This is a genomic window from Pseudomonas sp. 5P_3.1_Bac2, assembly GCF_025465995.1.
Taxonomy (GTDB): domain Bacteria; phylum Pseudomonadota; class Gammaproteobacteria; order Pseudomonadales; family Pseudomonadaceae; genus Aquipseudomonas.
This window is the reverse complement of record NZ_JANLNY010000002.1, coordinates 18,498-43,556: the sequence shown is the minus strand read 5'-3', so window position 1 is coordinate 43,556 and position 25,059 is coordinate 18,498. Positions and strand designations below refer to the sequence as shown.

General features: G+C 60.6%; 22 protein-coding genes. 11 read left to right on the top strand and 11 right to left on the bottom strand.

Going from position 1 to position 25,059, the window contains the following annotated elements; all coding sequences use genetic code 11:
• The gene (locus tag NTD81_RS00190; protein ID WP_262178166.1) at positions 1–219 is read left to right on the top strand and encodes a DUF6434 domain-containing protein; all 219 of its coding nucleotides are present in this window, start codon (positions 1–3) and stop codon (positions 217–219) included.
• 12 nt (positions 220–231) lie between these two features.
• On the opposite strand, the gene NTD81_RS00185 is transcribed toward NTD81_RS00190, so the two are convergent.
• Entirely contained in the window at positions 232–843 is a 612-nt protein-coding gene (locus NTD81_RS00185) for a glutathione S-transferase family protein (protein ID WP_262178165.1), read from the bottom strand.
• Positions 844–1,074: 231 nt separating this feature from the next.
• Here NTD81_RS00185 and NTD81_RS00180 point away from each other — a divergent pair, with 231 nt between their 5' ends.
• Positions 1,075–2,571 carry a methyl-accepting chemotaxis protein gene (locus tag NTD81_RS00180; RefSeq protein WP_262178163.1) on the top strand — a complete coding sequence of 499 codons (1,497 nt, stop codon included), beginning with the start codon at positions 1,075–1,077 and terminating at the stop codon, positions 2,569–2,571.
• Here the strand turns inward: NTD81_RS00180 and NTD81_RS00175 are convergent.
• Together NTD81_RS00175 and NTD81_RS00170 are read right to left on the bottom strand one after the other, a co-directional pair.
• Positions 2,565–4,661 carry a putative bifunctional diguanylate cyclase/phosphodiesterase gene (locus NTD81_RS00175; RefSeq protein WP_262178161.1) on the bottom strand — a complete coding sequence of 699 codons (2,097 nt, stop codon included), beginning with the start codon at positions 4,659–4,661 and terminating at the stop codon, positions 2,565–2,567. The genes NTD81_RS00180 and NTD81_RS00175 overlap by 7 nt on opposite strands.
• Before the next feature lie 457 nt (positions 4,662–5,118).
• On the bottom strand, positions 5,119–5,679 hold the full coding sequence (locus NTD81_RS00170; protein ID WP_262178159.1) for a TetR/AcrR family transcriptional regulator: 561 nt from the start codon (positions 5,677–5,679) through the stop codon (positions 5,119–5,121).
• A 105-nt stretch (positions 5,680–5,784) separates the two neighbouring features.
• Between NTD81_RS00170 and NTD81_RS00165 the strand changes: the two genes are divergently transcribed.
• A complete protein-coding gene (locus NTD81_RS00165; protein WP_262178157.1) occupies positions 5,785–6,285 on the top strand; it encodes an HPP family protein in 501 nt (166 codons plus the stop codon).
• 7 nt (positions 6,286–6,292) lie between these two features.
• Here the strand turns inward: NTD81_RS00165 and NTD81_RS00160 are convergent, their stop codons facing one another.
• Positions 6,293–7,426, bottom strand: a complete 1,134-nt coding sequence (locus NTD81_RS00160) for an aminotransferase class V-fold PLP-dependent enzyme (RefSeq protein ID WP_262178156.1) — start codon at positions 7,424–7,426, stop codon at positions 6,293–6,295.
• A gap of 134 nt (positions 7,427–7,560) precedes the next feature.
• On the opposite strand from NTD81_RS00160, the gene NTD81_RS00155 reads away from it, so the two are divergent.
• From NTD81_RS00155 to NTD81_RS00130, 6 genes are all read left to right on the top strand, one after another.
• Positions 7,561–8,811, top strand: coding sequence for a TIGR03862 family flavoprotein (locus tag NTD81_RS00155; protein ID WP_262178154.1), 1,251 nt, complete (start codon positions 7,561–7,563; stop codon positions 8,809–8,811).
• A gap of 87 nt (positions 8,812–8,898) precedes the next feature.
• Complete coding sequence (locus NTD81_RS00150; protein ID WP_410017098.1) at positions 8,899–9,864, top strand: response regulator; 966 nt, start codon at positions 8,899–8,901, stop codon at positions 9,862–9,864.
• A 3-nt stretch (positions 9,865–9,867) separates the two neighbouring features.
• Positions 9,868–10,323, top strand: a complete 456-nt coding sequence (locus NTD81_RS00145; protein ID WP_262178150.1) for a PAS domain-containing protein — start codon at positions 9,868–9,870, stop codon at positions 10,321–10,323.
• Between the two features lie 37 nt (positions 10,324–10,360).
• Entirely contained in the window at positions 10,361–10,723 is a 363-nt protein-coding gene (locus NTD81_RS00140; RefSeq protein ID WP_262178148.1) for a VOC family protein, read from the top strand.
• A gap of 61 nt (positions 10,724–10,784) precedes the next feature.
• On the top strand, positions 10,785–11,537 hold the full coding sequence (locus NTD81_RS00135) for a class I SAM-dependent methyltransferase (protein ID WP_262178146.1): 753 nt from the start codon (positions 10,785–10,787) through the stop codon (positions 11,535–11,537).
• 111 nt (positions 11,538–11,648) lie between these two features.
• Positions 11,649–13,214, top strand: coding sequence for an esterase/lipase family protein (locus NTD81_RS00130; RefSeq protein WP_262178144.1), 1,566 nt, complete (start codon positions 11,649–11,651; stop codon positions 13,212–13,214).
• Between the two features lie 146 nt (positions 13,215–13,360).
• Here the strand turns inward: NTD81_RS00130 and NTD81_RS00125 are convergent, their stop codons facing one another.
• From NTD81_RS00125 to NTD81_RS00110, 4 genes are all read right to left on the bottom strand, one after another.
• Positions 13,361–14,695 (bottom strand): DEAD/DEAH box helicase, encoded by a 1,335-nt coding sequence (locus NTD81_RS00125; RefSeq protein WP_262178142.1) that lies wholly within the window; start codon positions 14,693–14,695, stop codon positions 13,361–13,363.
• Between the two features lie 111 nt (positions 14,696–14,806).
• The gene (zapE, locus tag NTD81_RS00120) at positions 14,807–15,901 is read right to left on the bottom strand and encodes a cell division protein ZapE (protein WP_262178141.1); all 1,095 of its coding nucleotides are present in this window, start codon (positions 15,899–15,901) and stop codon (positions 14,807–14,809) included.
• Positions 15,902–16,730: 829 nt separating this feature from the next.
• The gene (locus NTD81_RS00115) at positions 16,731–18,077 is read right to left on the bottom strand and encodes a tryptophan--tRNA ligase (protein ID WP_262178139.1); all 1,347 of its coding nucleotides are present in this window, start codon (positions 18,075–18,077) and stop codon (positions 16,731–16,733) included.
• A 60-nt stretch (positions 18,078–18,137) separates the two neighbouring features.
• Complete coding sequence (locus NTD81_RS00110; protein WP_262178137.1) at positions 18,138–18,767, bottom strand: alpha/beta hydrolase; 630 nt, start codon at positions 18,765–18,767, stop codon at positions 18,138–18,140.
• A gap of 140 nt (positions 18,768–18,907) precedes the next feature.
• On the opposite strand from NTD81_RS00110, the gene NTD81_RS00105 reads away from it, so the two are divergent.
• Positions 18,908–19,357 (top strand): YhcB family protein, encoded by a 450-nt coding sequence (locus NTD81_RS00105; protein ID WP_262178136.1) that lies wholly within the window; start codon positions 18,908–18,910, stop codon positions 19,355–19,357.
• Positions 19,358–20,058: 701 nt separating this feature from the next.
• Here NTD81_RS00105 and cysN read toward each other — a convergent pair.
• The 3 genes from cysN to NTD81_RS00090 form a co-directional block, all read right to left on the bottom strand.
• Entirely contained in the window at positions 20,059–21,957 is a 1,899-nt protein-coding gene (cysN, locus tag NTD81_RS00100; protein ID WP_262178134.1) for a sulfate adenylyltransferase subunit CysN, read from the bottom strand.
• Position 21,958: 1 nt separating this feature from the next.
• The gene (gene cysD / locus NTD81_RS00095) at positions 21,959–22,876 is read right to left on the bottom strand and encodes a sulfate adenylyltransferase subunit CysD (RefSeq protein ID WP_262178131.1); all 918 of its coding nucleotides are present in this window, start codon (positions 22,874–22,876) and stop codon (positions 21,959–21,961) included.
• Between the two features lie 160 nt (positions 22,877–23,036).
• Positions 23,037–23,795: a Nif3-like dinuclear metal center hexameric protein gene (locus tag NTD81_RS00090; protein ID WP_262178129.1), complete on the bottom strand. Its 759-nt coding sequence runs from the start codon at positions 23,793–23,795 to the stop codon at positions 23,037–23,039.
• Positions 23,796–23,906: 111 nt separating this feature from the next.
• Here NTD81_RS00090 and algW point away from each other — a divergent pair, with 111 nt between their 5' ends.
• Positions 23,907–25,052: a Do family serine endopeptidase AlgW gene (gene algW / locus NTD81_RS00085; protein ID WP_262178126.1), complete on the top strand. Its 1,146-nt coding sequence runs from the start codon at positions 23,907–23,909 to the stop codon at positions 25,050–25,052.
• The last annotated feature ends 7 nt before the right edge of the window (positions 25,053–25,059 follow it).

Below are 25,059 nucleotides of genomic sequence, written 5' to 3'. Positions count from 1 at the left end.
ATGCCACTGGACTGGCACAAAGCCCCGCTCAGCCACGCTACCGCGCTCGATACCGGCTATAAGAACACCCAGAACGTGCGCCGCTTTATGCGTCTGCACTGTGGCGCCGAGTTTAAGTTCGACCGCGCGTTTATGGCGTGGATCGCCAGTGGCCAGCCACGCACTTTAGGCGACATGGTCGAGCACTGGCTACAACAGCACGGGCGCAGCCAGCCCTAAACCAAGCCTGAGTTATTCCAGCGGATAGCGCTTAAACAGCGGCAGTTGCTCAAAGCCTGCGGCAAAGGCGGCCAGTTGCGGATAGTCATCGGCGCCGATCACATCCGAAGCCATAAACTGGATAAAGGTCCAAGCGATGGTGCTGATGATGCTGGCCTGATCCAGGCGCTGGGCGCTGACTCCCCGCTCGGCGATGATTTCCTCCTGCAGCGCCTTACAGGCGGCGTGCACTTGCGTGGTGACCCGCGCCCGCCACGGCTCATGCTGCTTCTGCGGCGGACGCAACTCGCGCTCGTACACCCACTGTACGGCTTTATCACAGGCCGCCATGGCCAAACCTACCACCCGCAATGACTGGGCACGTTCTTGCGGGGCTTGGGGCAGCTGGCGTTTATCAGTTGGGGCTTGGTGCTCGAATAAATCCAGAATCAGGTTGGAATCGAGCAACACCGTGCCGTCATCCAGCACCAAGGTCGGCGCTTTAACCACCGCGTTGACCTCAGCGAACTGCTCGAAATGGCGAAACACCGACAGGGGCGCATGCTCAAAGGCCACGCCGTAATGATCGAGGCTAATCGCCACGCGCCGCACATAGGGGGAATCCAACATACCGTAGAGCTTCATGATCTCTCCTTGATAAGCCCCGTACCGCTAAGGCACTTAACAGCTAGTGATGGCAAAAAAGTGGCCATCTGACGGACGTGATTGGCGAAGACTGCGGAGCTTAACTAAGGTGACTTCTACACCCAGGTCAATCCCTACAGTGCATTCATACGGCCTACGCCGACACGAGTGCAAGCCTGCCAAGCAAAACTGCCGAGTGACCTGACCAACGTTTGCCACAGGAAGTCCCCAATGCAGGTACGCGCACGTTTTATTGAACATTACCGCAAAGCTGATCGCATCATGCTCGGTTTAGTCTGGCTAATGCTGCTGTTCTCCCTGGCCTTGGCGTTCTGGCACAACACCTTCAGCCAATCCCTGATCGTCGGTGGCGGCACGGCGCTGGCGCTGACCCTGCTGTACCGTACTATCAGCGGCAGCCGCTGGATGCGTTGCTGCCTGGCGGTGGGCTTGATGATTATGGCGGCGCTGCATATCAACCAAGCGCGGGGGGTGATTGAGGCGCACTTTGGCATCTTCGCCTTGCTCGCGGTGCTGACTTTTTACCGCGATTGGCTACCGATTTTAGTCGCCGCCGGAACCATTGCCGTCCACCACCTGCTGTTTCACTTTCTGCAAAACCAAGGCTTGCCGGTGTTTGTGATGCAGCACCAAGGCGGCTGGAGCATGGTGTTTGTGCATGCCTTTTATGTGGTGATGGAAACCCTCGCCCTGCTCTACCTGGCGACCCAGAGCCAAGCCGACGCGGTGGAAAGCCAGGACATGCTGGATAAAATGCTCGCCGTCACCTCGCAATTTAGCGCCAGCGCAAATGACCCACGCCATGGCCGGAAAAACCTGTCCCTGGCCGAACGTTTCGATCAGTTCTTCGAGCAAATCACCGCCTTGGTCGATGGTGTCGTGCGCGATTCCAATGGCCTCAATGAGCTGGGCTTGGAGCTGGCCGACGCCAGCCACACGCTAGAGCGTGGCGCCAAGCTGCAGTTGCAAGAAGTGGCGCAGATGAACGAGTCCATGCAGCGCATGGGCGATGCCATGGGCCAGATCGCCGAGCAGGTTGAGCAAGCGGTGGCCCATGCCAGCCAAGCCAGTGGCCAAATCAGCCAGGGACAACAAAGCGTCAACCGCGCCCAAGAGGAAATCAGCCAGCTGGCGCAGCGCATCCGCAGCACCGACAGCACCGTGCAAACCCTGGCTGAGCAGGCGCAGAAAATCGGCAGCGTGCTGGAGGTGATCAGCAGCATCGCCGAGCAAACCAACCTGCTCGCCCTTAACGCCGCCATCGAGGCCGCCCGGGCCGGCGAGCAAGGCCGCGGCTTTGCCGTGGTGGCGGATGAAGTACGCAATCTGGCCCAACGTACTGCCACCTCGACCCAAGAGATCCACGGCATCATCAATGCCCTGCAACAAGGCAGCCGCGAGGCGGCGAGCGCCATGCATGACAGCCACGCCGGGGTTGAGCGCTGCGTCGAGGACAGCCGCCAGGCGGCGCAAATGCTCCAAGCGGTGGGCGATGATATCCGCCATATCGATCAGCTCAACGGCAGCATCGTCAGCACCACCCGCGAGCAAAGCAGCGCCAGTTTAGACATAGTCGGGCGCTTGCAGGCCGTGCAGAACATTGCGCAACACACGGTCGCGGATGTGGAAACCTTCGCCGAAAGCAGCCAACGCCTGCTGCCCATCGGCAGCCGTTTAGAGGCCCTGGGGCGGACCTTCCATCAGTAGTTTAGGCGCGGGCCGCAGCGGCACATCAGCGCTTGCGCTTGGGCGGCATCCAGCGGTGCGCTGAACAACAGGCCCTGGCCGATTTCACAACCGGCCTCAAGCAGCAATTCACGCTGTGACTCGGATTCAATGCCCTCAGCGACTATATCCAGGTTAAGGCTCGGCCCCAGCTGAGTGATCGCCCGCACGATGGCGCGCACATGGGGCTCGTGCTCCAGGCGACTGATAAAGTCGTAGTCGAGCTTCAGGCAGTCCACGGGATAGTCGCGCAGGCGGTTAAACGAGGAGTGACCACTGCCGAAATCATCCAAGGTGATGCGCACGCCGCGCGCTTTAAGCAGGTGCAAGGCACGCAGCACATAGTCAGCGCCACGGGCTTCGAGCATATGTTCGGTGACCTCCAGCTCGACCCAGTGCGCGGCGATGCCATGGGCGGCGATGCGCTGCAGAAACAGCTCGGCATAGTCATCGCGCAGAAACTCCATGGGCGCCACATTCATCGACACCGGCACCAGACTCAGGCCTTGGCGCAACCAGCCGGCCATATCGGCGAGCACCTTGTTGTGCATCTGGGCGTCGAGCTGGCTGGCTAGGTCATAGTGATTAAACGCCTCGGCCAGTTGGTAAGGCAGCTCGACGCCACAGGCGGAGCGCCAGCGCAGCAGAGCCTCGAAGCCGATCAATGCCCCGTCACACAGGCGTACCTTGGGCTGGTAATAGGGCACCACGCGATCCTCGCTGATCACCACCCGGCACAGATTCATCTGCTGCAGCTTGGCTTCGCTGTGCGCCAGCAGCTCAGCGGTATAGCGACGCGCCGAGCCGCGACCAGCGGCTTTCAGATCATTCAGGGCGCGGTCGGCGCATTTCATCAGGGTCGCCGAGTCAGGCGCATCGTCCGGGTACATCGCCCAGCCAATGCTCATCCCGCCCTTGATGCTGCGCCCGGCATAGGTCACCACGGCATCGAGCTGGGTCAGCAGTTGCGCGGCTAAATCAGCCATCATCTGCTCATCCGGATCGTTGCGCACCACCAAGGAGAATTCATCTCCCCCTAGGCGCGCCACGAACACATGACTTGGCGCCCAAGCGCTGAGGCGTTGCCCCAACACTTGCAACAGATGATCACCCGCGGGATGTCCCAAGGTGTCGTTGACGTGTTTAAAGTGATCCAGATCGAGCAGCAGCACGCCCACCCGCTGGCGACTTTCGCGTGCCCGTTGCAGGGCGCGCCGCAGATGGCGGCGAAAGGCCAAGCGATTGTGCAGCCCGGTCAGCTCATCGCGCTCCACCGCCACGCGCAAGCGCCGCTGCACCTCCAACTGCGCAGTGACATCGCGCGAGACACAGAGAATCCCTTCGACCGCGCCGGAGTCCGGGTCACGCAACGGCGTGAGGATGTTGTCCCAACTCTGCTGCGTTGGCCCGCAACCACTGAGCCCGGCGAAACGCGCGCTGCGCCCGGCACGGGCTTTATTCAATGCGGCCTGGCCGCGTTTGCGCACCGCCGGGCCCAGCAGCGGCAGCCAAGGCATGCCAAAGCCCGTCTCAGCACTTACCCCTAAAGCGCGGCAGCCGGAACGGTTCATATGCACCACGCGGCCATGGGTATCCAGCACCTTGATGCAGTCTACGCTGGCATCAAGCATGTCATCGAGCATTTTTAAGCGGGCGTTAGTCCGTAGTTGCGCCGCCACCCGGTCATCGATATCGGTGCAGGTCAGCCACCATAGCGGCGGCCCATCACTATCGCTGGTTTGCACATCGGCCAGCAGCAGGCACCAGCGGTAACTGCCGTCGACCATGCGCATGCGGCATTCATAGCTAAAGCGGTGGTTGCTGCTCAGCGCTTGCTGCCAAGCGCTGTACACCTGCGCTCGTTGTGTGGTGCACACCGCCTCCAGCCAATTCTCAGCGGCGCTGCCAAACGCCTCGCGCCAACGGCGATTGTGATAGTGGCGCTCGCCTTGCATGGCCCAGACCCGATGCGGCAATGCCTCAAGCACCTCCATGGCGGACTGCGTCAGGGCCAAATCATTGGCATTAACGAGTGTGGGATGGTCAGTGCTGCCCCCCTGAAACGACTGCATGCAAGAACTCCGAAAAAACCGCCGAGGAGCGCTATGACAGCGCTCCCTCGCTTTAATTGAAGTTCATTGATCAACAATTAACTGTCAGATTAGGAGGAACAAGATAAACGGCAAAAACTGTGCAGCCGGCACTGTTTGCCGCCAATCTACCGGCGCATGGACCCTGCTCGATAGTCAAATGCAGCACAGCACGAGGGCAGCCGTTCAGGTGCCCTCATGCATGGGTCTTAGCCGGTTAACTGCGGTTTATTGCAGCAGCATATTGAGCAGGGCCACGTCGCGTTTCGTGCCGCTGTCGCGCACAGACTTCGCCCTCATCACGCGGCACGTCCATCTCGGCAGTTTGCCCTCAAGCCTTTGAGTGGCTCACGACTGGCGCCTAGCTATTCGCGCAGGAGGCTCACTCTAGCGAGCTAGGGATAAGCGGACAGACAACCTGGCTTGCTGGGGCACGCTATCAACGTCGCACTGGTGCTTGTGCGGTGAGCAGCTCAGCCACCTGCCGGCTCGCCCGCAACAACTCAGGCAGCGGGCCCTGCACCTGAGCGCTGACAATCAGGCCCTCGCCCAGCACAAACAGCTGCATGGCGGTCTGCCGCGGCTGTGTAAAACCGGCTTCAGCGCACAGCCTGCTGAGGTATTCGAGCAACTGCTGCTTATGCGCCTGCGCCTGGCCGTGGGGCGGTGCTTCGAGGGCGCTGTACTCAGCTGCGGCGTTGATAAACAGGCAGCCGCAAAAGTCGCCCTGCTGCACCCAGGCGCCGATAAAGTCGAGGTAGGCCAAGGGCCGCTGACTCGCCTCGACGCTTTCCACAAAAGAGCTCATGGCCGCCATAAAGTCCTGATGGCGCTGCGCCAAGGCGGCCGCCACCAGATGCTCTTTGCTGGGAAAGTGGCGGTACAGGGTCTTTTTGGTCACCCCTGCCTCCTGGCTCAACTGCTCTACCCCGGAGGCATGGAAGCCCTGCCGATAGAACAACTGCAAGGCAGCCTCAGTGATGGCTTGGGATGTGCTCATGGCGCGGCTCCAGAGAGATAAAACACAGGGATACCGATCGGTTGACACGCAAGGAAACCGATCGGTATCCTTGCGCCATCTTCCCCCACCTCAAGTACGACTGCAATGTCTATTAGCCGCCTGCTTAAATCCCAAGCCCCTGCCGCGCCGTCATTGAGTTATAGCCTGGTGTCGTTTATCGGCACCCTGATCGCCATTGGCAGCACTGGCTGGCTCAGCCACGCCTCGGGTACGCCCTGGCTGATGGCCGCCTTTGGCGCCAGTTGTGTGCTGGCTTTCGGCGTGCCGGACTCGCCCCTGGCACAGCCGCGCAGCATTATCGGCGGACATTTGCTCTCCACTTTGGTTGGCTTGGTGTTGCTCAATGGCTTAGGCAATGCTTGGTGGGTCGGCGCACTGGGCGTAGCCCTGGCCTTGGTGCTGATGCAACAGACGCGCACCCTGCATGCGCCAGCAGGGGCTAATCCATTGGTGGTGATTGCGGCCGGCGCGAGCTGGACTTATTTGCTCACTCCGGTGCTGGCGGGCTCCGTGGTCATAGTCGCGGTGGCCTGGCTGGTGAACAACGCCCGCCACCGCAACAGCTATCCCAAGTACTGGTTGTAAGGCGGCATTAGCCGGCCAGCACTTTATCCAAGGCTTGTTCTAGGGTCGCAACAGTGCGCGGGATATTGCCCAGTTTGTCGAGGCCAAACAGGCCCAGGCGGAAGGTTTGGAAATCCGCCGGCTCGTCGCATTGCAGCGGCACGCCAGCGGCGATTTGCAAACCTAAGGCGGCGAACTTGCTGCCCGTTTTAATCCCGGCATCGTCGGTGTAGCAGACCACCACCCCCGGCGCTTCAAAACCCGGCGCCGCCACGCTGACAAAACCTTTGCGCGCCAGCAGCGCACGCACCTGCTCCCCCAGCGCCTGCTGCTGATTGCGCAGCGTGCCAAAACCCTTGGCTTTGGCCTCCAGCATGGCCTCGCGAAAACGTGCCAGGGCATCGCTGGGCATGGTCGCGTGGTAGGCATGGCCGCCTTGCTCGTAGGCTTGCATGATTTGCAGCCACTTTTTCAGATCGCAAGCAAAGCTGCTGCTCTGGGTGGCCTCGACCCGCGCCTTGCCGGCGTCACTGAGCATGACCAAGGCGCAGCACGGCGAAGCGCTCCAGCCTTTTTGCGGCGCGCTGATCAGCACATCGACGCCACACGCCTGCATATCCACCCACAGGGTGCCGGAGGCGATGCAGTCCAGCACAAACAAACCACCGACGGCGTGTACCGCATCGGCCACGGCACGCAGATAACCATCGGGCAGGATCATCCCCGACGAGGTTTCCACGTGTGGAGCAAACACCAGCTGCGGCTTTTCCGCGGCGATAGTCGCCAGCACATCGGTCAAGGGCGGCGGGCTAAAGGGCGCTTGTTTGTGGCTGTTGATGGGGCGTGCTTTGAGCACAGTGGACGATGCCGGAATCTGCCCGGCGTCGAAGATTTGCGTCCAGCGATAGCTAAACCAACCGTTGCGAATCACCAGGCATTTTTGCCCCGTAGCCAACTGCCGCGCGACGGCCTCCATGCCATAGGTGCCACTGCCCGGCACCACCGCCACGGCGGCGGCGTTGTACACCTGCTTAAGGGTGCTGGAGATATCCCGCATCACGCCTTGGAAGGCTTGCGACATATGGTTCAGCGAACGGTCGGTATAGACCACCGAGTACTCAAGCAAACCATCGGGGTCAACACTGGGATAAAGGTCAGACATAGCAAACTCCGGGCAGAGAAATTCCCCCGACACTGCCCGAAGCAGCCCGCAATGACAAGGCCAACCAGGCCGTAACCCGCCACCTCGGGTAGAATACGCAGCACGTTGTTTCTGCCACTGACTGACCTGCCGCCATGAATCCAACCCCAACTTCCCCCCGCGTCGCCATCATCGGTGCCGGCCCTGCCGGCCTGATGGCCGCTGAAGTGCTGGCGCAGGCCGGCCTCACGGTCGATCTGTACGAGCGCATGCCTTCGGTGGGGCGCAAGTTCTTGTTGGCTGGGGTCGGCGGCATGAACATCACCCACTCTGAAGCCAAGCCGGCCTTTATCAGCCGCTATGGCGCACGTGCGCAGCCGGTTAGCCAGTGGCTTGAGGCGTTTGACGCCGAGGCGCTGCGGGCGTGGATTCATGGCTTGGGCATCGACACCTTTGTCGGCACCTCCGGCCGCGTCTTCCCCACCGATATGAAGGCCGCGCCGCTGCTACGCGCCTGGCTCAAACGCCTGCGCGAACTCGGCGTGCAGATTCATACCCGCCAGCACTGGTTGGGTTGGGATGAGCACGGCGCGCTGCGTATCGCAGGTGCCGACACGGAGCAGTTACTCAGGCCCGCTGCGACGCTTTTGGCCCTGGGCGGCGGCAGCTGGCCACGGCTGGGCTCCGATGGCGCCTGGGTCGAGTTATTAAGCGCCCGCCAGGTGCAGATCACTGCGCTGGAGCCGAGCAACTGCGGCTTTGAGGTGAACGCCTGGAGCCCCTTCTTACGGGATAAATTTGCCGGCGCGCCACTGAAAAACGTCAGCCTGCAGCTACCCGATCAGGCCCCGCGCGTTGGTGAGTTTGTCCTCACTGACGGTGGCATCGAAGGCAGCTTGGTCTACGCGCTGTCCGCCGATATTCGCCGTACGCTAAACCAGCATGGCAGCGCCACGGTCTACCTCGATCTGCTGCCGCAAACGCCTGTGGATAAACTGCACAAGGCCTTAAGCAAACCACGGGGCAGCCAGTCCCTGGCCAAACACCTGCACCGCCAGGCCGGCATCGACGGGGTTAAATCGGCCCTGCTGCGCGAACTGACCAGCGCCGCTGCGTTTAATCATCCTGCGCAGTTAGCCGCCGCGATCAAAGCGCTGCCCATCACCCTGGTTAAAGCGCGGCCCTTGGCGGAGGCGATCAGTAGCGCAGGCGGTGTCAGCTTCGCCGCGCTCGATCAAAACCTGATGCTCAGCACAGTGCCCGGCACCTTTTGCGCCGGAGAAATGCTCGATTGGGAAGCACCCACCGGCGGTTACCTGCTCACCGCCTGCTTTGCCAGCGGCCGCCAAGCCGCCATGGGTGTGCTGCGCTGGCTGGCCACACAGGGCAAATCGCCAGCAGCTTGAGCACCAGCGACTATGCTTGTGTGCAGCCCACTTCCCATAAGGTAATGCATCGCCGTGATCCCACTGCTGGTATGTGATGACTCAGGCATGGCGCGCAAACAGTTGATCCGCGCCCTGCCGCAACAATGGCCGGTGACCATCAGCCAGGCCAGTAACGGCCAGGAAGCCCTCGCCTTGCTGCGCCAAGGCGCGGGCCAGGTGATGCTGCTCGACCTGACCATGCCGGTGCTGGATGGCTACCAAACCCTCGCGGCGATACGCGACGAGGGCCTGAGCTGCAAGGTGATCGTGGTCTCTGGCGATGTTCAGGAAGAAGCCCAGCGCCGCGTCCAGCAACTCGGCGCCCTGGCCTTTATCCGCAAGCCAGCAGAGCCGGCGATCCTGGAGCGCACCCTGAGCCAACTGGGGTTGTTCGATGGGCAAACCCAGGCCCCTGCCCGCGATCACAGCAGCCAAGTGCCACTAAAGGTCAACTCCCGCGATGCTCTGCGCGAAGTCAGCAACGTCGCCATGGGCCGCGCTGCCGCACTGCTGGCCAAAGTACTCGGCGTGTTTGTACAACTGCCGGTGCCACAGGTGAATATCTTTGAGGTCAGCGAACTGCATATGACCCTCACCGACGCCATGCACGGCGAGCGCTTAAGTGCGGTGTGCCAGGGGTTTATCGGCGACGGCATTGCCGGCGAGGCGCTGCTGTTATTCCACGACGCAGAAGTGGCCGACATGGCCCGCCTGCTCAAGTGGCAACCGCGCAGCGAAGTGGAAACCGCCGAGATGCTCCTCGACCTCTCCAGCATCATCATCGGTGCCTGCCTCGCCGGGATCGCCGAGCAAATCGATGTGCGCTTCTCCCAAGGCCATCCGCAGTCCTTAGGCCAGCACCAATCCATCGAACGGCTGATCCACCTCAACCAGCGGCGCTGGAAACAGACCCTGGCCGTGGAGATCAGCTACAGCCTGGAAGCGCACCACATCCACTTCGATTTACTGCTGCTGTTTACCGAAGATTCGATCAAGCGCCTGACCCACAAAATCAACTACCTGATGAGCTAAGCCATGCCCGCCCAGATCGACATCAAAGAAGTCCACTGGCTGCTGGATATCGTCCAGTGCATCGACGTCGGCGTGATCGTCCTCGACCGCGAGTACCAGATCGAGGTGTGGAACAGCTTTATGGAAAACCACTCAGGCTTAGGCCCCGATGAGGTCCACGGCAAGGTGCTGTTTAGCCTGTTCGCGGAGATCGACGAGCCTTGGCTCAGGCGTAAAGTCGATACCGTGGTGCAGCTCGGCACCCGCGCCTTTAGCCTGTGGGAGCAACACCCGTACCTGCTGCATTTTAAAAACTACCAACCCATCACCGGCCAGGAGGACTTTATGTACCAAAACGTCACCCTCCTGCCGCTGGCCGGCGCCACTGGGGAGGTGGAGCATATCTGCGTGGTGATCTACGACATGACCGCCGCTGCCACCCACAAAAAACAGCTGCAAGCGGCTCAAGCCAAGGCTTAATCTGTTCACTCAACCATCACCTACGCAGGACGCCGTGATGTTAAAAAGTGTGGAACTGAAAACCTTCGTCCCCGCCCGCGACTTCGCCTTAAGCCAAGACTTCTACCAAGCCCTGGGCTTTAAGCCGGGCTGGCACGACGAGCAACTCGCCTACTTCAGCCACGGCGAGCACTGCGCCTTCCTTCTGCAAAACTTCTATGTGCCAGAGCAAGCCCAAAACTTCGTGATGCATCTGTTGGTGGAGGATGTGGATAGCTGGTGGCAACAGGTCAGCGCCGCTCGGCTGGATGAGCGCTTCGGCGTGCGCCTGATCCCGCCGCAAGACCAGCCATGGGGCATGCGTGAATTTATCCTGTTTGACCCCAGCGGCGTGCTCTGGCGGGTTGCGCAGAACAACTAGCAGGCGCAGGCTTAGATGTAGGTTCAGGCTGCTTGATCATGCGCACAGGGAGTGTCTACTTATGCACCACGCAAGCCCAAACTGGTTCACTCAAGGCGGCCAAGCCTATGCCCGCTTCCGCCCTGAATACCCACCGCAGCTCGCTGCTTACCTGGCCGAGCAGGCACCGGATAGCCGCCTAGCCATTGATGTCGGCTGCGGTAACGGCCAGCTCAGTCAACAACTGGCCACGCATTTTCAGCGCGTGCTCGGCGTTGATCCCAGCGCTGAGCAAATCCAGCATGCCGTCGTGCAGCCGGGGCTGAGTTACCTCACGGCGCCGGCGGAACAACTGCCACTGGCCGAGCATAGCGCCAGCCTGATTAGCGCCGCCCAAGCCGCGCACTGGTTTGATCTACCGCGCTTTTACGCTGAAGTACGTCGCGTCGCCGCGCCGCAAGCACTCCTTGCCCTTATCAGTTACGGCGTGCTGCAGCTGGGCGGTGAACTGGAGGCGCGCTTTCAGCGCTTTTATTGGGACGAAATCGGCCCCTACTGGCCCCCCGAGCGCAAGCTGGTCGACAGCGGTTACGCCAGCCTCGACTTCCCCTTTGCCGAACTCAGCCCACCGGCGTTGTCGATTGAGCTGAGCTGGGATCTCGAGCAATTTCTCGGCTACCTCAGCACTTGGTCAGCGGTACGCAGCGCAGCCCAAGCCGGACGTGCCGACTTGCTGGAGCGCTTCGCCGACGACATCAGCGAGCTATGGGGGCAGCCAAGCACTAGGCGCGCCATCAGTTGGCCAATACGCATGCGCAGCGGCCGCGTGGACTAACTAACTCTTGGTCCAGCAGAGCGCACTATCAGAATTACGCACTTATTAAGCTGCGCCCACCTAGCAAAAATGACTGCCTGCACCAGCCAGCCATGCGTACAGGAGCCCACCATGCCCGCCACCATTACCCACCCCTACTACCCCATCATCTACCTGCGCGGCTTTGCCGCCAGCATGAGCGAAATCGAAGCCACCACTGCCGACCCTTATATGGGCTTTAACCTGGGCTCGGCCATGTTGCGCCAGGACTCCAAAGGCGCGGCCCAGGCCTTTATTTTTGAGTCGCCGCTGCTGCGCCTGATCAAAGATCATGACTACGTCGATGCCTTTCAAAATGGCGGCATCGATTACTCCAGCAAGCCGGCGCCATCACGCTCCATCTGGATTTATCGCTACTACGAAAGCGTCTCGCAGTCCCTCGGCAACGGTAAGCGGCGCAGCATGGAAGACTTCGCCGTCGGCCTGCGGGCTTTTATCATTCAAGTGCGCAACGCCATTTGCGGCGCCGATGCCAAGGCCCGCAAAGATTTTCGCGTCTATCTGGTCGCCCACTCCATGGGCGGTTTGATCTGCCGTACCTACCTGCAAAACACCTGCGCCCGAGGCCTTAAACAAGCGCAACTGGACAGTGCCGGGCATACCAGCGCCGAACTGGATATAGCCCTGGGCAAGCCATTTGAGCCCCTGGTGGATAAAGTCTTCACCTATGGCACGCCGCATAACGGTATCGACATGCTCGGCTTTAACGTGCCGGACTTAGGCGCCCTGGATCGCATGCAAATCGGTAATTTCGACCGCGAACGCATGCGCAGCTACCTGGGACTGAGCAAAGCACAGGCGGTCAATAGCCTGTATGAGAGCTTCCCGCCCTCACGTTTCTTTTGCCTGATCGGCTCTAACTACCGTGACTACGAAGCCTTTTTCGGCCTGTCGAAAAAAGGCACCGGCCCCTGCAGCGACGGCCTGGTGATGATGGAAAACGCCTACGTGCAAGGCGCCCCCCGCGCTGTGATCTACCGCAGCCACTCCGGCCCCTACGGCATCGTCAACTCCGAAGCCGGCTACCAAAACCTGCGGCGTTTCCTTTTCGGTGATTACCAAGTGACCATCACCCTGGAGATTGACGACCTGCCGCTGCCGACCACGATTCAGGAGAAAAAAGACCAAGGCAAAACCATCGCCGGCGTCTACCACTTCGACGTCTGCGCTCGCGTGCGCAACGGCCCCAACTACAGCCTGCACGAACGCCGCTACGACCAAAGCTCCGCACTGATGGAGAAATACGACGAGATCAAGGAGCGGAAAAAGCCCATCTACCTGTTCACCGGCTACCTGCTCAAAGACGCTAAGGGCAAGGACTGCCCGGACAAAGCGCTGGTCTTCACCCTGGACCTGGGCGTGCACGTTCCGGCTTTTGAGGTGGACAACAAATTCTGGTTCGACGGCTATGCCCAAGGCTTCAGCTATCGCGACACTCTCACCTTCGCCATCCGCGACAAAAGCGTCAGCTACGGCTTCACCTCAAAACACGGCCAACTTTGCGCCGATGTCCAAGCTGAGGTGAAACCACTGGCCGACGGCAGCCGCGAAATCCGCATCCCAATAGGCACCGCCGCCGATATCCGGCCGGGGTTTATTGGCACGCTGCGGATTGTGGTGGAGGGTTGGGGCGGGTGATTGAGCATGAAATGCTCAGTTAGCCTCAGGCCAAGCTCACAGACTTTACCCAAACGACGGATTACGCCACTGCGTGGCTAATCCGTCCTACGGCTGAGCTGGCGCGGCTCAAGCGGCTGGGCTGAGCCGCGCCAGAGCTTGAAGGGTTAACCGCGCGCCTTCGGCTTGGGCTTGCCGCCAAAGCTCGGCACTTTGCGTACGGCTTTAACGTCCGGCGCAGCCGGGGCGTCAGCTTCCATCCAGCGGCCTAGGCTGCCGCCTTTGCCGCCGCCAACCACTTTCGGTTTTTTCGGCTTCTTCGGTTTCTTCACCACTTGGCCGCCGGGCAGGGTCTGTGGCACGCGGTGGTCGGGGATAAAGTCGGGCTCTTCCAGCCGTTTGATCACTTGCTGAATCAGGGTTTCGATGGCCGACAGCAGTTGCACTTCATCCGCGCACACCAGCGATACGGCCTGGCCGGTGGTGCCGGCGCGGCCAGTGCGGCCAATGCGGTGCACATAGTCTTCGGCGACGATGGGCAGGTCGAAGTTGACCACCAGCGGCATGTCGTCGATATCCAGGCCGCGCGCGGCCACATCGGTGGCCACCAGCACTTTTACTTCGCCATCTTTAAAGCGTTGCAGGGCACGCTGGCGGGTGGCTTGTGGTTTGTCGCCGTGGATCGAGTCGGCGCTGATGCCGTGGTGTTGCAGCTCAGCCTCCAGCTCATCGACGCCCTTGCGCGTCTTCACAAACACCAGCGCCTGGCCCCAACGGTTGTGCTGGTAGAGGTGCAAAAACAGTTCGCTCTTGCGCTTTTTATCCACCGGGATCAGCCACTGCTTAACCGAAGTGGCGGCGGCGTTGCGCGGTGTCACTTCAATGGACAGCGGGTCTTTGAGCATCAGACGCGCCATGCCGCGAATGGCTTCGGAGAAGGTCGCGGAGAACAGCAGGGTTTGGCGTTTTTTCGGTAGCGCGACGAAGACATCGTCCAGCTCGCGGGAGAAACCCAGGTCGAGCATGCGGTCGGCTTCATCCAGCACCAACGCTTGCACCTGATTGAATTTCACCGCGTTCTGCCGGTACAGATCGAGCAAGCGCCCAGGGGTGGCCACCAGCACGTCGACGCCCTTGCGCAGCTTCATCATCTGCGGGTTGATGCTGACCCCGCCATACACCGCATAACTGCGCAGCGGCAGATGCTGACCGTAAGTGATAAAGCTTTGCAGCACTTGCTCGGCCAACTCACGAGTCGGCACCAGCACCAAGGCGCGCACCGAGTTGCTCGCCACCTGCGGGCCTTCCTGCATCAGGCGCTGCAACAGCGGCAAGGCGAAGCCGGCGGTTTTACCCGTGCCGGTTTGCGCTGCGGCCATCAGGTCACGACCTTTAAGCACCGGGCCAATGGCTTGCGCCTGCACGGCGGTAGGGGTTTTGTAGTCGAGGCTGTCGAGGGTGCGCAGCAGGGGCTCAATCAAGCCAAGTTCAGCAAAGGTCATCGCAGGTACCGCTGGAAAAGGGTTATGGCTCAGTGTATCGCGCCGGCGCTCGTTAGACAGACGCTAGAAACAACAAAGCCCGGCGAGCCGGGCTTGTCTGCACACAAGAGGTTAAGGCTTGTGTGGCCGCGAGAGAAACTCGTGGGATTGCATTTCAAGCAAGCGGCTCAGGGTACGCTGGAACTCGAAAGTCAGGCGGCCACCGGTGTAGAGGTCTTTGAGCTCCACTTCAGCGGACAGAATCAGCTTGACGTTGCGGTCGTAGAACTCGTCCACCAGGTTGATAAAGCGCCGGGCGATATCGTCCTTGGGCGTGGACATCTGCTCCACATTGGAGATCAGCACGGCGTGGAACAGTTTGCCCAGCTCGATGTAATCGTTCTGGCTGCGTGGACCGTCGCAGATATCGCGGAAGTCGAACCAAGCCACGTCATCGCACGTCAGGCGCGCGCGGATTTCGCGGTTCTCAATAATCAGCACATCGTTGGGCGTGGACTTAGCACACTCCGGCGTGAGATTTTTAAAGTCACGGGTCATGGCCTGCTCAGCGGCCTCGGACAGCGGCCAGTGATACAGCTCGGCTTGCTCCAGCGCGCGCAGGCGGTAATCGACGCCACTGTCGACGTTGACGATCTCGGTGTGTTCTTTAAGCAGGGCAATCGCCGGCAGGAAGCGCGCGCGTTGCAGGCCATCGCGGTACAGACCGTCAGGCACGATGTTGGAAGTGGCCACCAGGCTAACGCCATTTTTGAATAGCTCTTCCAGCAACATGGCGAGGATCATGGCGTCGGTAATATCGCTGACGAAGAACTCGTCGAAGCAGATCACCCGCGCCTCATCGGCGAAGCGTTTGGCGATGATGGTCAGCGGGTTCTTTTCGCCGTCGAGGGTGCGCATCTCTTCGTGCACACGCTTCATAAAGCGGTGGAAGTGGGTGCGCATCTTGCGCTCAAACGGCAGCGCGTCGAAGAAGGTATCCACCAGATAGGTTTTGCCGCGCCCGACCCCACCCCAGAAATACAGCCCCTTGACCGGCCCTTGCGGTTTCTTGCCAAACAGTTTGCCGATAAACCCGGTGCTGGCGTTTTCACGGGCCAACAGGTCGTCGTAGAGGCGCTGCAGATGGCGAACTGCAGTTTCCTGGGCGGCGTCGTGGAAGAAATCGGGGCGTTTCAGATCAGCCTGATAGCGTTCTAACGGGGTCATCACGGGTATGCCGGGCAAAAAACGGGGCGTAACTGTAACGATGCCCCCGCCTCTTGGCAATCCAAGCCCCATGCCGAGCGACGAATATTCTGGGTGTTAACGAGGTTTTGGCGACAGGCGCATCAGCCGCGCCGTTTATCGCCAGACTTAACCCCAACATAAAGAGGGTTTTGCACCAAAATCATGCACTTGCTGAAACCACGCCAGCATGAGTGATGGCAGGCAGATGCGAGTCATGCGGTGCAAGCGCCCGTGCGGCGATGGCACCCTACCGTCGCCCATGTAGGGTGGATGACGCTTTACCCATCCACCATGGGCCGCGCAAGAACCAAGGAAACAAGCAGCCCACACATAGGCACCGACTAAGGCGGTGGACAAGACCGCTGCGCGGTCGTTATCCACCCTACCCAACACGGCACGACGTAGGGTGGATGACGCTTTATCCATCCACCACGGGCCGCGCAAGAACCAAGGGCACAGGCGGCCCACACATAGGCACCGACTACGGTGGTGGACAAGACCGCTGCGCGGTCGTTATCCACCCTACCCAACACAGCACGTAGGGTGGATGACGCTTTATCCATCCACCATGGGCCGCGCAAGAACCAAGGGCACAAGCACCCCACACATAGGCACCGGCTACGGTGGTGGACAAGACCGCTACGCGGTCGTTATCCACCCTACCCAGCGCGGCACGAACCTAGGGTGGATGACGCTTTAACCATCCACCATAGGTGCCGCAAGAACCAAGGGCACAAGCAGCCCACACATAGGCACCGACTACGGTGGTGGACAAGACCGCTGCGCGGTCGTTATCCACCGACCCGGCTTATTCTTGCGGGGCGAGGGCTTGGCGTAGGCGTTCAATGGCGGCGTTAAGGCTGGCTGCATCACTGAAAGCCGGGCTCTGGGCCACGGCCTCGTCGTCCAGCCACACGGCAAAGCCGCCGTCCTGTTCGCGCACATCCAGCGCTTCGCCGCTTTGCAGGCGCTTGTTCACCTGGCCGGCCGCTTTGCCATCAGCGAAGGACTTGGACAACAGCAGTTGCTCGCCTGCCGCGTCCAGCAAACGGAAACGGAAGCTGCCGTCGTCATCGCGGAAGCTGACAAAGCGTGCCGCCTTGCTGGCCTTTTTCTTTTCACCGGAGGCCACCACGGCGTCACTGCGGAACGAGCGCAGACCCACAGCTTCGCGCAGTTCACCCAAGAACGGTGTGGCGATTTTGCGGGCTTTGGCGGCGCCGGTGAGGAGGATATCTTCCAGATCCGACGGTTTGTTGATCAGCCCGTTGTAACGCTCGCGCGCTTCGCTCAGTTCGTCGTCGAGCAGTTGGAACAAACGCTGCTTGGCCTCGCCCCAACCCAAACCGTCGATCAGCTCAGCACGGAACGCGGCCTGTTGTGCAGGGGCAGAGAAAGCCTGATAGAGGGTAAACAAGTGCGAGTTATCCGGGTCTTTCGCTTCGCCGGGCAGCTTGGAGTCGGTGACGATGCGCGCCACGGCGTCCTTTAGCTGCTTAGCTGTGCCAAACAGCGGGATGGTGTTGTCGTAGCTCTTACTCATCTTGCGACCATCGAGGCCGGGCAAGGTGGCGACGTCTTCTTCGATCACCACTTCAGGCAAGGTGAACAGCTCTTTGCCGTTGCCGAACAGGTGGTTAAAGCGCTGACCAATGTCACGGGCCATCTCGACATGTTGGATCTGGTCGCGCCCGACCGGCACCTTGTGCGCGTTAAACATCAGGATGTCCGCGGCCATCAGCACCGGGTAGCTGAACAGGCCCATGGTCACGCCAGCGTCCGGGTCCTCGCCCTGCTCCACGTTCTTATCCACCGAGGCTTTGTAGGCGTGGGCGCGGTTGAGCAGGCCCTTGCCGGCCACGCAGGTGAGCAACCAGCACAGCTCTGGGATTTCCGGGATATCCGACTGGCGATAGAAAGTGGCTTTATCCACATCCAAGCCCAGCGCCAGCCAAGTGGCGGCGATTTCCAGACGCGAGCGCTGAATGCGCGCCGGATCATCGCACTTGATCAGCGCGTGGTAATCGGCGAGGAAATAGAACGAGTCGGCATCTGCGGCGCGGCTGGCGACAATCGCCGGACGGATGGCCCCGGCATAGTTGCCCAGGTGCGGGGTGCCGGTGGTGGTGATGCCGGTAAGAATACGCGTGGTCATGTTCAGCTTCACTTTACTTAGGATGGCCTGCTGCCAGGCGAGCGCCGGGCAGCGGCAAGGTCAGAGACGCGGCAACAGCAAATCCTTGAGATCGGTCAGCTTGCCGTGAAAAAAGTGCCCGCATTCTGCCACTTTCAGCAACTCATGGGCACGTCCCAATGTGGCCGACCATTGGTAGACGGTCTGTGGGTCGATCACTTCATCGGTTTCTGGCTGGATCACCACCAACGGACAGTTGGCCGCAGGCGGCAACTCGGCGGTTAAGCGGTGCACGGCAGGGGCGACCATAAACAGCTTAGTCAACGTCAGGCCTTGGGCTTCTAAACGGCCACCTAGGGCCGCGGCGACGAAGCCGCCGAAGGAGAAACCCAGCAAGGTAATCGGCAGTTGTGGGTAACGCTCTTGCAGCCAAGCCGCAGCGGCTTGAGCGTCGTCGACTTCACCGCTGGTCATATCCGAGCTGCCGGCACTGGCGCCGACGCCGCGATAATTAAAACGTAACGTAGCCAAACCACAGTCGCGGGCGGTGCGCTGCAAAGTCGAGATCACTTTATTAAGCATGGTGCCGCCATGTACCGGGTTAGGGTGACAGATCAACGCCACGCCTTTGGCATCAGGGGTATCCAGCCATAAGGCTTCCAAATCACCGACCGGGCCGGCGATGGTTATAGGGGTTTCGCGGGTGAGCAACAGTAAACTCCGTGACCTAGCATTAGGTCGACTCGTCTAGCAGACAGCCTGCGCGGCAAACATCTTGGTAGTGTTTTACGGTATACAGCGCAGGTTCCAGCCGTTAACGTAAAGCAAAGCCGTTTAGAGAGGAAGGACTCGTGGATCACACGCTCACCGCCTGGTTGTTCCCCGCCATTACTTTGGTTGCGGGTATTGCTATTGGTTTTCTGATTGCCCGCTTCGCCCCGAATGCCGCGCCCAACCGCACTCAGCGTCAGTTGGACGAGATGCAGGAACGCTTTGACGCTTACCAGAGCGAAGTGGTCAGCCACTTCAACACCACCGCAGGCATGGTGAAAAAACTCACCCAGACTTACCAAGACGTACAAGATCACTTAGCCGATGGCGCCAACCGTCTGGCTCTCGACGAATTGACTCGACAGCGCCTGCTGGCCGCCCTGCACACCGAAGAAAGCAGCGACAAGCGCGAGCGCTTAACCCCGCCGCGCAGCTACGAAACGCCCAAGGACTACGCCCCGAAAAGCGACGACGTACCGGGCATGCTCGACGAAAGCTACGGCCTGAAAAAGCCCCAAGCACCGCTGTAAGCGCCCCTGCTGCATAAAACAAACCCCGCTGATGCGGGGTTTGTTGTTTATATGTGTGGTGCATCCCGTAGGGTGCGTTAGCCGCGCAGCGGCGTAACGCACCAAGCAGCGGAACCTGATCACCAGCAGCGATTCACCATCGCAGCGTGGCGGCTGCTCGCGGTGCAAGCGCCTGTGCGGCGATTGCACCCTACCCGTCCTGCGCAGCCCCGTAGGGTGTGTTAGCCGCGCAGCGGCGTAACGCACCAAGCAGCGCACCTGATCACCAGCAGCACCTCACCATCGCTGCGTGGCGGCTGCTCGCGGTGCAAGCGCCTATGCGGCGATTGCACCCTACCCGCCCTGCGCAGCCCCGTAGGGTGCGTTAGCCGCGCAGCGGCGTAACGCACCAAGCAGCGCACCTGATTACCAGCAGCACTTCACCATCGCCGCGTGGCGGCTGCTCGCGGTGCAAGCGCCTGTGCGGCGATTGCACCCTACCCGCCCTGCGCAGCCCCGTAGGGTGCGTTAGCCGCGCAGCGGCGTAACGCACCAAGCAGCGCACCTGATTACCAGCAACGCTACGCAGTCGCCACCTCAAGCTATCGCCGAGCCTGGGGGCGTCAAGGTGGATGGGGGAAGCGTCATCCCCCCCTACTTTTAACCAATAAAAAGCCCCGCTACTTGAGCGGGGCTTTGGGCTTGTGCGCTAGAGCGATGGGTTAGATCGCGCCGCGTTCGCGCAGCAGGGCCAGCACTTGCTTGACGCCTTCTTCGACCGAGAGCGCTTGGGTGTCGATCACCAGATCGGCATTGAGCGGCACATCGTAGGGGAAGGACTCGCCCGGGATGTTGTCGCCACCGGCCGCGTACAGGCCTTGCGGATCACGTTCGGCACAGACTTGCGGGGAAGCCTGCACGTACACGGTGATCAGGCGTTCGGTGCCGATCAGGGTCTTGGCTTGCTCGCGGCCTTCCGCATCCGGGGCGACAAACGCGGCCAGGGTGATCATCCCAGCCTCGTTGAACTGCCGCGCCACATGAGCGGCACGCCGCCAGTTCTCGGTGCGCCCGGCGCGATCCTGCGGCAGACCTTTGTTGAGGTCGTGGCGCAGGTTCTGCCCATCCAGCACATACACCGCACGACCGGCATCAAACAGCTTGCGCTCCACCGCGTAGGCCAAAGTGCTCTTACCTGCGCCCGAGAGGCCGCTGAACAACACCGTGGCCGGTTGCTGGCCAAAGCGCTGGGCGCGCTCTTCGGTGCTGACATGGGCCGAAGCGCCGTGCTGCACGCCACCGCTGCCGGCTTGTGGGTCGGCGATGATCATGCCGGCGCCGACGGTGCCGTTGGTGAGGCGGTCGATGATGATAAAAGCGCCGGTGGTGCGGTTGTATTCGTAGCCGTCCAATGCAATCGGTGCATCCAGGGCCACGCGGACCTTGCCGATTTCGTTCAGTTGCAGGCTGCTCGCCGGGCCTTGCTCCAGGGTGTTGACGTCGACGCGGTGGGCGATCGAGGCAACCGAACCCGGCACGTAGCTGGTGGCGCGTTTGAAGTCATATTTCTTACCCGGCAGCATCGGCTCTTCGGCCATCCACACGAGCATGGCGTCGAAGCTGTCGACCACCTGTGGGCGGTTCTCGGCGTGCACCAGCATGTCGCCACGGGAGACGTCGATTTCATCTTCCAGGGTGATGGTGATGGCTTGGCCTGGGCCGGCCTGCTCCAGCTCACCTTCGTAGGTGACGATGGATTTAACCTTGCTGCCCTTGCCCGATGGCAGCGCGATGATGTCATCGCCCTTGCGCACGATGCCGCTGGCCAGGGTGCCGGCGAAGCCACGGAAGTTCAGGTTAGGCCGGTTAACGTACTGCACCGGGAAGCGCAGGTCAGTGAAGTTACGGTCGCCCGCCACTTCCACGGTTTCAAGAATTTCCATCAGCGACTGGCCGTCGTACCACGGCGACTGCTCGCTCTTGTTGACCACGTTGTCGCCCTTAAGCGCCGACATCGGCACGAAGTACAACGAGGTCGGCTTAAGCGCGATGCCTTCAGCGAACTTCAGGTAGTCGGCTTTAATCTGCTCGAACACGCCCTGATCAAACCCCTTGAGGTCCATCTTGTTGATGGCCACGACGATGTGTTTGATCCCCAGCAGGCTGGCGATAAAGCTGTGGCGTTTGGTCTGGGTCTGCACGCCGTAACGGGCGTCGATCAGGATAATCGCCAGGTCACAGGTCGAGGCGCCGGTGGCCATGTTGCGGGTGTACTGCTCATGGCCGGGGGTGTCGGCGATGATGAATTTGCGCTTGGCGGTGCTGAAATAGCGGTACGCCACGTCGATGGTGATGCCTTGCTCGCGCTCGGCTTGCAGGCCATCGACCAGCAGGGCCAGGTCGATGTCATCACCGGTGGTGCCGACTTTTTTCGAGTCGCGGCTGATGGCTTCCAGATGGTCTTCGTAGATCATCTTGGAGTCGTGCAGCAGGCGGCCGATCAGGGTGCTTTTGCCGTCGTCGACGTTGCCACAGGTGAGGAAGCGCAGCAGCTCTTTACGCTCGTGCTGGGCCAAGTAGGCGAGGATGTCCTCGCTGATCAGTTCGGATTGGTGCGACATATTAGAAATACCCCTGACGTTTTTTCTCTTCCATGGAACCAGCCCCATCGTGGTCGATGACGCGGCCCTGGCGCTCGGAAGTACGAGTCAGGAGCATCTCCTGAATGATTTCCGGCAAGGTGGCAGCAGTGGATTCCACCGCGCCTGTCAGTGGGTAGCAACCGAGGGTACGGAAGCGCACCATTTTCTTCTGAATACGGGATTTTTCTTCGTCGCTTAAGTGCTCGAGGATGCGATCGTCGTCGATCATCACCAGCGTGCCGTTGCGCTCAATCACTTCGCGCTCAGCGGCGAAGTACAGTGGCACAATCGGGATTTGCTCCAGGTAGATGTATTGCCAAATATCCAGCTCGGTCCAGTTGGACAGCGGGAAGACGCGAATCGACTCGCCCTTTTTGACCTTGCCGTTATAGATGTTCCACAGCTCTGGACGCTGGTTTTTCGGGTCCCAGCGGTGGTTGCTGTCGCGGAACGAATAGACCCGCTCTTTGGCCCGGGATTTTTCTTCGTCGCGGCGCGCGCCGCCAAAGGCCGCGTCAAAACCATACTTGTCCAGCGCCTGCTTCAACCCTTCGGTCTTCATGATATCGGTGTGCTTGGCACTGCCGTGGGTGAAGGGGTTGATGTTCTGCGCGATGCCATCCGGGTTGATATGGGTAATCAGGTCCAGGCCCATTTCCGCCACCATCTTGTCGCGGAAGCTATACATCTCCTGAAACTTCCAGCGGGTATCCACGTGCATCACCGGAAACGGCAGCTTGCCCGGGAAGAAGGCTTTACGCGCCAGGTGCAGCATCACAGCGGAGTCTTTACCGATGGAATAGAGCATCACTGGGTTATCAAATTCGGCGGCCACTTCACGAATGATGTGGATACTTTCCGCCTCCAGCTGCTTGAGATGGGTCAATTTGTCGAGCATGGCTACTCACGGATTACGGGGGGTATTGAGGGGGGCCAGCGGGCCGTGGACGAGGGCGCACTCTAGCACAGGCCCTCATTCTATTCAGGCGAGCGCTTAGATCGAAACGATCTAGCTTTATACCCGTCAGCCGACCCGCTAAATCAACCGTGTCCTGCCCTCAGATCGGGTTAGGACAGTCGATAAACATATGTTCGATGGCAAAGCGCCGCGCCAGATAATCGCCCAGCGCCTGCACGCCATAGCGCTCGGTGGCGTGGTGGCCGGCGGCGATAAAGCTGATGGCGTTTTCCCGGGCACTGTGGAAGGTCTGCTCGGAGGCCTCGCCGGTCAGATACAAATCCACCCCTGCGGCAATCGCTTGATCGATATAACCCTGACCGCCACCGGTGCACCAACCGATGCGGCGAATACTGCTGCGACCTTCGACCAGCAACGGCTGGCGATTCAGCACCTGCCCAACATGGCGGGCAAACTCCGCCGCGCTTATGGCCTCCGGCAAGGAGCCAAGCAAGCCGACAGTGCGCGGATTATCCGCCTCCAACGGGCCCTCCACGGTGATCCCCAGCTTGGCGGCCAACTGCACGTTATTGCCCACCTCAGGATGCACATCCAGCGGCAGGTGATACGCCAGCAAACTGATGTCGTTAGCCAGCAGGGTTTTCAAGCGCCGCTGTTTCATCCCAGTGATGCAGGGGTTTTCGCCCTTCCAAAAATAACCATGATGGACCAGCAGCACGTCGGCCTCGGCCTCGACGGCGGCATCGATCAGCTCTTGGCTGGCGGTCACGCCGCTGACGATACGCATCACCTGTGGCCGGCCCTCGACCTGCAGGCCATTGGGGCAATAATCCGAGATACGCGCGGCATTGAGATAGCGACTGGCCTCTTCGACCAGAGTGGCTAAGGCGATGGCCATAGACTTTCCTTTATCAACAGTTGCGAAGCGCTGCTTAAATGTCAGGCACTTCTTTATAATGCCGCACCTTAAGCGGCGCCCTCGCCCCCCGCAACCCTTAGGATTTGAGTGATGTTCAAGGCCCTGCGTTTTCTCGGTTGGCCCCTGCTAGCCGGTGTGCTGTTGGCACTGTTGCTGATGCAGTACTTCCCCACGTGGGTCGGCTTGCCCCAACAGAATGTGCACGTAAGCCAGTCCTCGTTCTATACCCGCATGCAGCAGGGCCCGGTGTCCTACGCGGAGGCCGTGGATACCGCCTCACCGGCTGTGGCCAACCTGTACACCACCAAGGTGGTGAGCAAGCCGTCCCATCCGCTGTTCGAAGATCCGCAGTTCCGTAAGTTCTTTGGCGACAACCTGCCCAAGCAGCGGCGTATGGAGTCGAGCCTTGGCTCGGCGGTGATCATGAGCCCAGAAGGCTATCTGCTTACCAACAACCATGTGGTGGCCGGCGCAGACCAAATTGTCGTGGCACTCAAGGATGGCCGCGAGACCGTCGCCCGGCTGATCGGTAGCGATCCCGAGACCGATCTGGCGGTGCTCAAAATCGACCTCAAAGAGCTGCCCTTTATGGTGGTCGGTCAGTCCGATAACGTGCGCACCGGCGATGTCAGCCTGGCCATCGGCAACCCCTTTGGCGTCGGCCAAACCGTGACCATGGGCATCATCAGCGCCACCGGCCGCAACCAGCTGGGCCTTAATACCTACGAAGACTTTATCCAGACCGACGCCGCGATTAACCCCGGCAACTCCGGTGGTGCGTTGGTGGATGCCTACGGCAACCTGGTCGGCATCAACACCGCGATCTTCTCCAAGTCCGGCGGCTCGCAGGGCATTGGCTTTGCCATTCCGGCCAAGTTGGCGCTGGAGGTGATGGAGGCGATTATTGAGCACGGCCAGGTGATTCGCGGCTGGCTCGGCATTGAGGTGCAGCCGCTGACGCCAGAGTTGGCCGAGTCCTTCGGTTTGAGCGGGCGCCCCGGCATCGTGGTGGCGGGTATTTATCGCAACGGCCCGGCGCAAAAGGCCGGCTTGCAGCCCGGTGACCTGATCCTCAGCATCGATGGCCAGCCCGCCGATGACGGGCGCCGTGCGATGAACCAAGTAGCCCGGACCAAACCCGGCGAGACCATCCGCATCGACATTCTGCGCGACAGCAAGCCCATGCAGCTGGAAGCAGAAATTGGCGTACGGCCGCCGGTCAGCACCAGTAAGTAAACGGTAC

What these genes read in the sequence shown, in the direction of transcription:
- NTD81_RS00190 (WP_262178166.1), top strand. Translation starts at nt 1, where the DNA reads ATGCCACTGGACTGGCACAAAGCCCCGCTCAGCCACGCTACCGCGCTC.
- NTD81_RS00185 (WP_262178165.1), bottom strand. Translation starts at nt 843, where the DNA reads ATGAAGCTCTACGGTATGTTGGATTCCCCCTATGTGCGGCGCGTGGCG.
- NTD81_RS00180 (WP_262178163.1), top strand. Translation starts at nt 1,075, where the DNA reads ATGCAGGTACGCGCACGTTTTATTGAACATTACCGCAAAGCTGATCGC.
- NTD81_RS00175 (WP_262178161.1), bottom strand. Translation starts at nt 4,661, where the DNA reads ATGCAGTCGTTTCAGGGGGGCAGCACTGACCATCCCACACTCGTTAAT.
- NTD81_RS00170 (WP_262178159.1), bottom strand. Translation starts at nt 5,679, where the DNA reads ATGAGCACATCCCAAGCCATCACTGAGGCTGCCTTGCAGTTGTTCTAT.
- NTD81_RS00165 (WP_262178157.1), top strand. Translation starts at nt 5,785, where the DNA reads ATGTCTATTAGCCGCCTGCTTAAATCCCAAGCCCCTGCCGCGCCGTCA.
- NTD81_RS00160 (WP_262178156.1), bottom strand. Translation starts at nt 7,426, where the DNA reads ATGTCTGACCTTTATCCCAGTGTTGACCCCGATGGTTTGCTTGAGTAC.
- NTD81_RS00155 (WP_262178154.1), top strand. Translation starts at nt 7,561, where the DNA reads ATGAATCCAACCCCAACTTCCCCCCGCGTCGCCATCATCGGTGCCGGC.
- NTD81_RS00150 (WP_410017098.1), top strand. Translation starts at nt 8,899, where the DNA reads ATGGCGCGCAAACAGTTGATCCGCGCCCTGCCGCAACAATGGCCGGTG.
- NTD81_RS00145 (WP_262178150.1), top strand. Translation starts at nt 9,868, where the DNA reads ATGCCCGCCCAGATCGACATCAAAGAAGTCCACTGGCTGCTGGATATC.
- NTD81_RS00140 (WP_262178148.1), top strand. Translation starts at nt 10,361, where the DNA reads ATGTTAAAAAGTGTGGAACTGAAAACCTTCGTCCCCGCCCGCGACTTC.
- NTD81_RS00135 (WP_262178146.1), top strand. Translation starts at nt 10,785, where the DNA reads ATGCACCACGCAAGCCCAAACTGGTTCACTCAAGGCGGCCAAGCCTAT.
- NTD81_RS00130 (WP_262178144.1), top strand. Translation starts at nt 11,649, where the DNA reads ATGCCCGCCACCATTACCCACCCCTACTACCCCATCATCTACCTGCGC.
- NTD81_RS00125 (WP_262178142.1), bottom strand. Translation starts at nt 14,695, where the DNA reads ATGACCTTTGCTGAACTTGGCTTGATTGAGCCCCTGCTGCGCACCCTC.
- zapE (WP_262178141.1), bottom strand. Translation starts at nt 15,901, where the DNA reads ATGACCCCGTTAGAACGCTATCAGGCTGATCTGAAACGCCCCGATTTC.
- NTD81_RS00115 (WP_262178139.1), bottom strand. Translation starts at nt 18,077, where the DNA reads ATGACCACGCGTATTCTTACCGGCATCACCACCACCGGCACCCCGCAC.
- cysN (WP_262178134.1), bottom strand. Translation starts at nt 21,957, where the DNA reads ATGTCGCACCAATCCGAACTGATCAGCGAGGACATCCTCGCCTACTTG.
- cysD (WP_262178131.1), bottom strand. Translation starts at nt 22,876, where the DNA reads ATGCTCGACAAATTGACCCATCTCAAGCAGCTGGAGGCGGAAAGTATC.
- NTD81_RS00090 (WP_262178129.1), bottom strand. Translation starts at nt 23,795, where the DNA reads ATGGCCATCGCCTTAGCCACTCTGGTCGAAGAGGCCAGTCGCTATCTC.
- algW (WP_262178126.1), top strand. Translation starts at nt 23,907, where the DNA reads ATGTTCAAGGCCCTGCGTTTTCTCGGTTGGCCCCTGCTAGCCGGTGTG.